Below are 6,877 nucleotides of genomic sequence, written 5' to 3'. Positions count from 1 at the left end.
CTTTGAGAGAGAACGAGTCCTGACCCTAAGGCCTGCCCTGGCTGGGACATCCCGGATGCGATTCCAACAAGACGGCTTAGCAGGAGACGCCACGCTGAATGGCGGATTGACTTGGGTTCTAAAACCGCTGGACATGAGGTGAACTGGTCGTCAGGAAGACCCGAGTCTGATTTTCAACCGGTGCAGGATGTATCGTCCGGTGTCTCAATCCAAGCAAAATGAGACAACTTCCTGATCCGTGAGTTTGAGCGCGCGAAGTCCCTTCGCTCAAATCCTGATCGCTTCCTACCGTGACTGAAATTCATGGGAGGAAAACATGACACCACCGAAAGACACTTTGGCCTGGATGTACGAAAAGATGGTCGCCAGCCGTCATTTCGAAGAGGAAATCGAAAAGATCTACATGGAGGGCAAGACGCCCGTCTTTAACATGGCGGACGGGCCGATCCCCGGCGAAATGCACCTGTCGAACGGGCAGGAGCCGGTTGCCGTCGGCGTTTGCGCGCACTTGAACCCCGAGGACATTGTAACCGCGACGCACCGTCCCCATCACCAGGCCATCGCCAAGGGCGTCGACCTGAACAAGATGGCGGCAGAGATCTTTGGCAAGGCCACCGGCCTGTCGGGCGGGCGCGGCGGCCATATGCACATCTTTGACGCCGATGTGAATTTTGCCTGCTCCGGTATCATCGCACAGGGCATGGGGCCGGCTGCGGGCGCGGCCTTGTCCCGCAAGCTGCAAGGCAAGCCCGGCGTGGCAATCTCTTTCATAGGCGAAGGTGCGGCGAACCAGGGCGCTTTCCATGAGGCATTGAACCTCGCGGCGGTCTGGAAACTACCGATGGTTGTTATCGTCGAAGACAACGCTTGGGGCATTTCCGTCGCCAAAGAGGCCTCCACGGCCATCCAGTGCAATGCCGACCGTGCCGCCGCCTATGGCATTCCGGGACACTACATTCCCGGTAACGATCCGCTGAAAATCTATGAAGTCGCGGGCCAGGCCATCGAACGGGCGCGCAACGGTGAAGGCCCGACCCTGATCGAGATCGAGACCTATCGCCTCGCTGGTCATTTCATGGGCGACGCTGAGGGTTATCGCCCCGAGGGCGAGAAAGACGCGCTCTTTGCCAAGGACCCGATCCCCAATCTGCGCAAGGTGTTGGTGGCCGAGCATGGCTTTGCCGAGGCCGATTTGGACGCGATTGAGGCCAAGGCCCGAGACGAGGTGGATGAGGCCATCGCCTTTGCCCGCCAAAGCCCGGACCCCAAGCCCGAAGATGCACTGACAACCGTGTTCGGCTGAGCGCGCAAGGGAGGAAAAACACATGGAAAATGAACGTAAACTGACAATTGCCCGTGCCATGGCCGAGGCCACCGCACAAGAAATGCGCATTGACCCGCGCGTCTTTGTGATGGGCGAAGACATTGCCGATCTGGGGGGTGTCTTCGGGAACACGCGCGGTCTGGCTGAAGAATTTGGCAAAGAACGTGTCCGCGACACACCGATTTCGGAAACCGGCTTTATCGGGGCCGCCGTCGGCGCGGCCCAGGATGGGATGCGGCCTGTGGTTGAGCTGATGTTCGTCGATTTCTTCGGCGTCTGTTTTGATGCGATCTATAACCTGATGGCCAAGAACACCTATTTCTCGGGTGGCAAGTTCAACGTGCCGATGGTGCTGATGACCTCGACCGGCGGCGGCTATTCCGACGCGGGGCAGCACTCGCAATGCCTCTATGGTAGCTTTGCTCACCTGCCCGGGATGAAGGTCGTCAGCCCCTCGAACGCTTATGACGCCAAGGGTCTTATGACGGCGGCGATCCGGGACCCGAACCCGGTAATCTATATGTACCACAAGGGCCTGCAAGGCATGGGGTGGCTTGGCACCGAAAAGGGCGCCATCGTTCATGTGCCCGAAGAGGCCTTTGAGGTAGAGATCGGCAAGGCAAAAATCGCCCGCGAAGGCCGTGACGTGACTGTCGTGTCGATCGCGCAGGGCGTGCACCATGGGCTCAATGCCGCGAAAGTTCTGGAAGAGCAAGGCATTAGTGCCGAGGTGGTCGATCTGCGTTCCCTAGTGCCACTGGATCGCGACACAATCCGCGCCAGTGTCGCAAAGACCGGGCGGCTGATCGTGGTGGACGAGGATTACCACAGCTTTGGCGTCTCGGGCGAGATTATCGCCACTGTGACCGAAAGCAATCTGGCTGATCTCAAGGCCCCGCCGCGTCGGATTGCCTATCCCGATGTTCCGATCCCCTTCGCCCGCGTGATGGAGCAGCATTGCCTGCCGAACGCGGACAAGATCGTCGTCGCCGCACGCGAGCTGTGTCAGGCCCCGATCCCGGCCTGATCCGTACTTAAAACCCCACGACTATAACGCGCCACTCCGGACAGACCCGGAGTGGCGCAGGAAGGACTTTGTCACATGGCAACGGAAATCATCATCCCCTCTGACCTCTGGGAAGGCGACGAGGAAAGCGTTATCACCGCCTGGCTGGCTGACGACGGCGCGCAGGTCAACGAAGGCGCGCTGATCGCCGAGATCATGACCGCGAAGGTTCAGCACGAAATCAGCGCTCCGGCCTCTGGCACCCTGTCGATTGCCAAGGAACAGGACGCTGTTGTCGCCAAGGGTGACGTGATCGGGTCGATCGAATGACCGAGGCAACAGAGGCCAAGGAGCGCGTCGTGCCGTTGCGCGGGGCGCGCGCCATGATTGCGGACAAGATGCTATCGTCCCTGCAGGGGGCGGCACAGCTGACGCACCATGCGCGTGCCGATATGGGTGCGATGCTGGCCGCAAAGGCGCAGTTCAAAGCCGAAGGCATTGCGCTTTCCGTCGAAGACCTTTTGATGGGGGCGGTGGTTCAGACCCTAGGCCGCCATCCCGATATCAACGGAACGCTCAAAGAGCGCACGATTACCTTGTCAAAGTCGGTGGATCTGGGTGTGGCGATTGCTCTACCCGGAAACCTGCTGGCCGCGCCGGCGATTTTCGGGGCGGACAAGATGACCCTGGCGGAATTGCGCGCTGCACGTCGCGACCTTGCCGAACGGGCAAAGTCCAACAAGCTGACGGTTGCGGAAATGACCGGGGGCACGTTTACCGTGTCGAACCTTGGTCTGTCGCGGGTAGAGCAGTTCACACCGATCCTGAACACGCCACAGATTGGGATTCTGGGGATAGGGCGGGTCGTGGAAACGGCCGTGCGCGACGGTGACGGGATCGCATGGCGGTCGTTTACCGGGCTGTCCCTGACCTTTGATCACCGCGCGATTGACGGCGCGCCTGCGGCCGATTTCCTGACGGATCTTTGTCAGACGATCGAGAGTTTTGCGCCGTGATTGTCGCTGAATTTCCTACTGCGGATGACGGGATCGCCCGTGAAATGGCGCTGTTGCAGCAAGGGCGATCTGCGGCTTTGCTGTGGTCCAGCGAGTCACCCGCGCTTGTGCTGCCCGCGGCTTTGATGCGAAGCTCACAAGTGCAGGCAGCCGCCACGCTGGCCGAGCGGGCGGGGATCCCTGTTGTGACCCGGCGCAGCGGGGGCGGCATTGTCCCACAGGGGCCGGGGACATTGAACTTGGCGTTGGTGTTTCCAGCCCCGCCGGGATTTCAACTCGAAGACGGCTATCGGCTGATTTGCAATGCATTGGCCGAGGCACTGACGCGGTTCGATATTCGGTCTTCAACGGGCGCCTGCGCGCAGTCGTTTTGCGACGGCACGTGGAACGTTCTTGTTGAGGGCAGAAAACTTGCTGGGACGGCGCAGCGCTGGCGCAGCACGCGCTCGGGCCCGATTGTTCTGGCGCATGCTGCCATCCTTTTAACCCGGCCAGACACGGTGCATTGGCGGGTGATGAACCAACTGCACCGCGCCGCCTTTTCGGGCAGCGACGGATTGCGCCCAAAGGTCCATGTCGCCCTGAACGAGGTGATCGGCGAACGCACCAATCCAGGAAGTTTCCCCGGCGCACTGGCACGGGCGGCAGAGGACCGCCTGACCAGTCTGATCACACAGGAATCCAAAGCGGCCTGACCGCCGCAGACCAACCAAAACGGGAGGACGGAATGAAGATCAAGTTAAACATCGCGGCCTTTATCGGGGCGACCCTGATATCCGCACACGGCGCGGTCGCGCTGGAGTCAGCCCCCGTGCTCGACATGGACACGGCATTGAAAATCGCGGGCGGCTGTCGGGCTCTCGCAGAGGCGGAAGGATGGCGGATGAATATCGCGATCGTTGATCGTGGGGCAAATCTCGTCGTCTTTCATCGTATGGACGGAGCCTTTCTCGGGAGTGGCGGCATTGCGATCGGCAAGGCCAAGACATCAGCGAATTTTCCATTTTCGACCCGCTTTGTCGGGGAGCTTGCCTATGGAGTCGATGGTGCGACACCCGTGGTAGCGGGGCTGGACGAAGTGGACGGGGTTATTGCCTTTGCCGGCGGCCTGCCGATCAGGGCAGGGGAGTTTCACATCGGCGGCATCGGCATCAGTGGCGATAGCGCTGACAATGACGAAGCCTGCGCCAAGGCCGGTTTGGAGGCCGTTTTCAAGGACATGAAGTAGGCGCGACCGCGGACAAAATTGAAGCGCGGCATCGTCACCGGAACGGCCGGCTCGTTCGCTCGCGCGGCGTGAAGGTGTGGCCACCAAAAGGGAGGAAAAAAACCATGACCATTCAATTCCACCGGCTGCGGCCGGAGAAAGAGACCCGCGCCGGGATGAGCCGGCGGATGTTTCTGATGACAACGACGATGGCGGGGATCACGACCGGTTCCCTGCTGGGCAACACGGCTTTTGCAGCTTCCGGCGTTCTGGACGACGCCCAGAAAGCCCGCCTGTTGCGCGTGATTCAGGACATCTATCCGCATCCCGATGTTTTACCGCTGTCGCATTACGAGGCGATAGCCGCGACCGTTTTGAAGAATGCCGAGATGGATGCGGAGAATGCCAAAGGTTTGATCGACGGACTGGCCCAGATCGAGGCGCAGGCGAAGTCGCTGTTTGGAACCAGCTATACCGACATCGCCGAACCTGACGCCCGCGAGGGTCTGCTGCGGCATTTCCAGAGCGAGGGCTTTTTCCAATCCGTCCGGTGGACGGCCTATTTCGGCATCTACGACAACAAAGAGATCTGGCCGCTGTTTGGATACGAGGGTTCCTCGGTCGAGCACGGCGGCTATATCGACCGCGGATTTTCGGACATCACGTTTGTGCCCGAAGGGCCGACCTTGGACGAGCGCCTCGCGCAGGTTCAGGGTTAAGGGATAGATATCATGGCACAATTTGATCTTAATGACGATTCTGCCGTCGTCATCATCGGTTCGGGCGCGGGGGGTGGAACCCTTGCCAACGAACTGGCCCAAAGAGGTATCAAGTCAGTCGTGCTTGAAGCGGGAAAACGCTTTGACATGGGCGATATCGAGAACGATGAATGGGCGATGTTCAACAAAATCTCGTGGCTGGACAAACGCTACTCTGGCGGTGGCTGGCATGGGGCCGTGAACCACCCCAACCTCCCGGCCTGGATTGTAAAGGGTTTTGGCGGCTCGACCGTCCACTGGGCGGGCGTCGCGCTGCGGTTCAAGGAATACGAGTTCAAGACACGCACCCATTACGGCGCGATTGATGGGGCCAATGTTGAAGACTGGCCGATTTCGCTGGAGGAGATGACCCCCTGGTATGAGAAGGCCGAGCTTAAGATGGGCGTGACCGGCAAGACCACCGGGATGCCGCACCTGCCATGGAATAACGGCTTTCGGGTTTTGGCCGAAGGGTGCCGCCGAACCGGGCGCACGGACTACAATTCGGGGCCGATGGCCATCAACTCGGTCGAGCGGGACGAGCGACCGGCCTGTCACCAGATCGGCTTTTGTATGCAGGGCTGTGCGATTGGGGCGAAATGGTCGACTATGTACCCCGAGCTGCCGCGCGCCGAGGACACCGGTCTGTGCGAAATCCGGACCGATGCGATGGTCCTGAAGATCGAGCATGACGCGGACGGCAAGGCCAGCGGCGTTCTTTATGCCGATGCAGACGGCAACCAAAACCTGCAAAAGGCGCGGGTGGTTTGCGTTGCGGGCAACTCGATCGAAAGCCCACGGCTTTTGCTGAACTCGGCCTCCCCGATGTTCCCTGATGGGCTGGCCAACAGCTCGGGTCAGGTGGGCAAGAACTACATGAACCACACCACCGGCGGCGTCTACGCGGTGTTGCCGGAGAAAGTGCACATGTACCGCGGCACTTCGGTTGCGGGGATTGTGGGGGATGAAGTCTACCACGATGCCGCGCGCGGGTTCAGTGGGGGCTATTATCTGGAGTTCCTGTCTCTGGGGCTGCCGTTTATGGCGGCGTTCCTTGAGCCGGGGAATACGGGCTGGGGGCGCAGTGTCGCGCGCGCGCTCGAATCCTATGACCGCATGTCGGGGGTCTGGGTTCTGGGTGAGGATCTGGCCCAAGAGCGCAACGGGATCACCTTACATGACAGCGAGGTTGATCAGCACGGGCTTCCGGTGCCAATTGTTTCCAAGACACCGCACAATAACGACTACGAGATGACCGAGCACATGTATGAAACCTCGGCGCAAATCTACGAAGCCGTCGGTGCGACGGATGTTTATGAGCTGCCAGCCTATCCGGCCACCCACAACATGGGTACGAACCGGATGCATGTGGATGCTGATAAGGGCGTGGTCAATGCCTATGGCCAAGCGCATGACATGTCCAACCTGTTCGTTTCGGACGGCAGTCAGTTCACCTCGTCTGCGGCGTGTAATCCGACGTTGACGATCGTGGCGCTGGCCATCCGTCAGGCGGAGTACATCGCGCAGGAAATGAACGCCCGCAACATCTGAGGGGCGGGTTCCTCC

8 protein-coding genes are annotated in these 6,877 nt (G+C 60.2%); all 8 read left to right on the top strand.

Going from position 1 to position 6,877, the window contains the following annotated elements:
- The first annotated feature begins 316 nt into the window (after positions 1 to 316).
- The 8 genes from PVW46_RS17555 (at position 317) to PVW46_RS17520 (ending at position 6,862) form a co-directional block, all read left to right on the top strand.
- Entirely contained in the window at positions 317 to 1,303 is a 987-nt protein-coding gene (locus tag PVW46_RS17555) for a thiamine pyrophosphate-dependent dehydrogenase E1 component subunit alpha (RefSeq protein ID WP_088672057.1), read from the top strand.
- 22 nt (positions 1,304 to 1,325) lie between these two features.
- Entirely contained in the window at positions 1,326 to 2,351 is a 1,026-nt protein-coding gene (locus PVW46_RS17550; protein WP_274576919.1) for an alpha-ketoacid dehydrogenase subunit beta, read from the top strand.
- Positions 2,352 to 2,426: 75 nt separating this feature from the next.
- Positions 2,427 to 2,660, top strand: a complete 234-nt coding sequence (locus PVW46_RS17545) for a biotin/lipoyl-containing protein (protein WP_088672059.1) — start codon at positions 2,427 to 2,429, stop codon at positions 2,658 to 2,660.
- Positions 2,657 to 3,346, top strand: coding sequence for a 2-oxo acid dehydrogenase subunit E2 (locus PVW46_RS17540; RefSeq protein ID WP_088672060.1), 690 nt, complete (start codon positions 2,657 to 2,659; stop codon positions 3,344 to 3,346). Before PVW46_RS17545 ends, PVW46_RS17540 begins: the two co-directional genes overlap by 4 nt.
- Complete coding sequence (locus PVW46_RS17535; RefSeq protein WP_274576917.1) at positions 3,343 to 4,041, top strand: lipoate--protein ligase family protein; 699 nt, start codon at positions 3,343 to 3,345, stop codon at positions 4,039 to 4,041. Before PVW46_RS17540 ends, PVW46_RS17535 begins: the two co-directional genes overlap by 4 nt.
- Positions 4,042 to 4,073: 32 nt before the next feature.
- Entirely contained in the window at positions 4,074 to 4,574 is a 501-nt protein-coding gene (locus PVW46_RS17530) for a GlcG/HbpS family heme-binding protein (protein ID WP_274576916.1), read from the top strand.
- A 104-nt stretch (positions 4,575 to 4,678) separates the two neighbouring features.
- Entirely contained in the window at positions 4,679 to 5,272 is a 594-nt protein-coding gene (locus tag PVW46_RS17525) for a hypothetical protein (protein WP_088672063.1), read from the top strand.
- Positions 5,273 to 5,284: 12 nt separating this feature from the next.
- Positions 5,285 to 6,862 (top strand): GMC family oxidoreductase, encoded by a 1,578-nt coding sequence (locus PVW46_RS17520; protein ID WP_274576913.1) that lies wholly within the window; start codon positions 5,285 to 5,287, stop codon positions 6,860 to 6,862.
- Positions 6,863 to 6,877 lie beyond the last annotated feature (15 nt).

This window comes from Mameliella sp. AT18 (assembly GCF_028807275.1).
Classification (GTDB): Bacteria; Pseudomonadota; Alphaproteobacteria; order Rhodobacterales; family Rhodobacteraceae; genus Antarctobacter; species Antarctobacter albus.
This window is presented reverse-complemented; position numbering and strand designations above follow the sequence as displayed.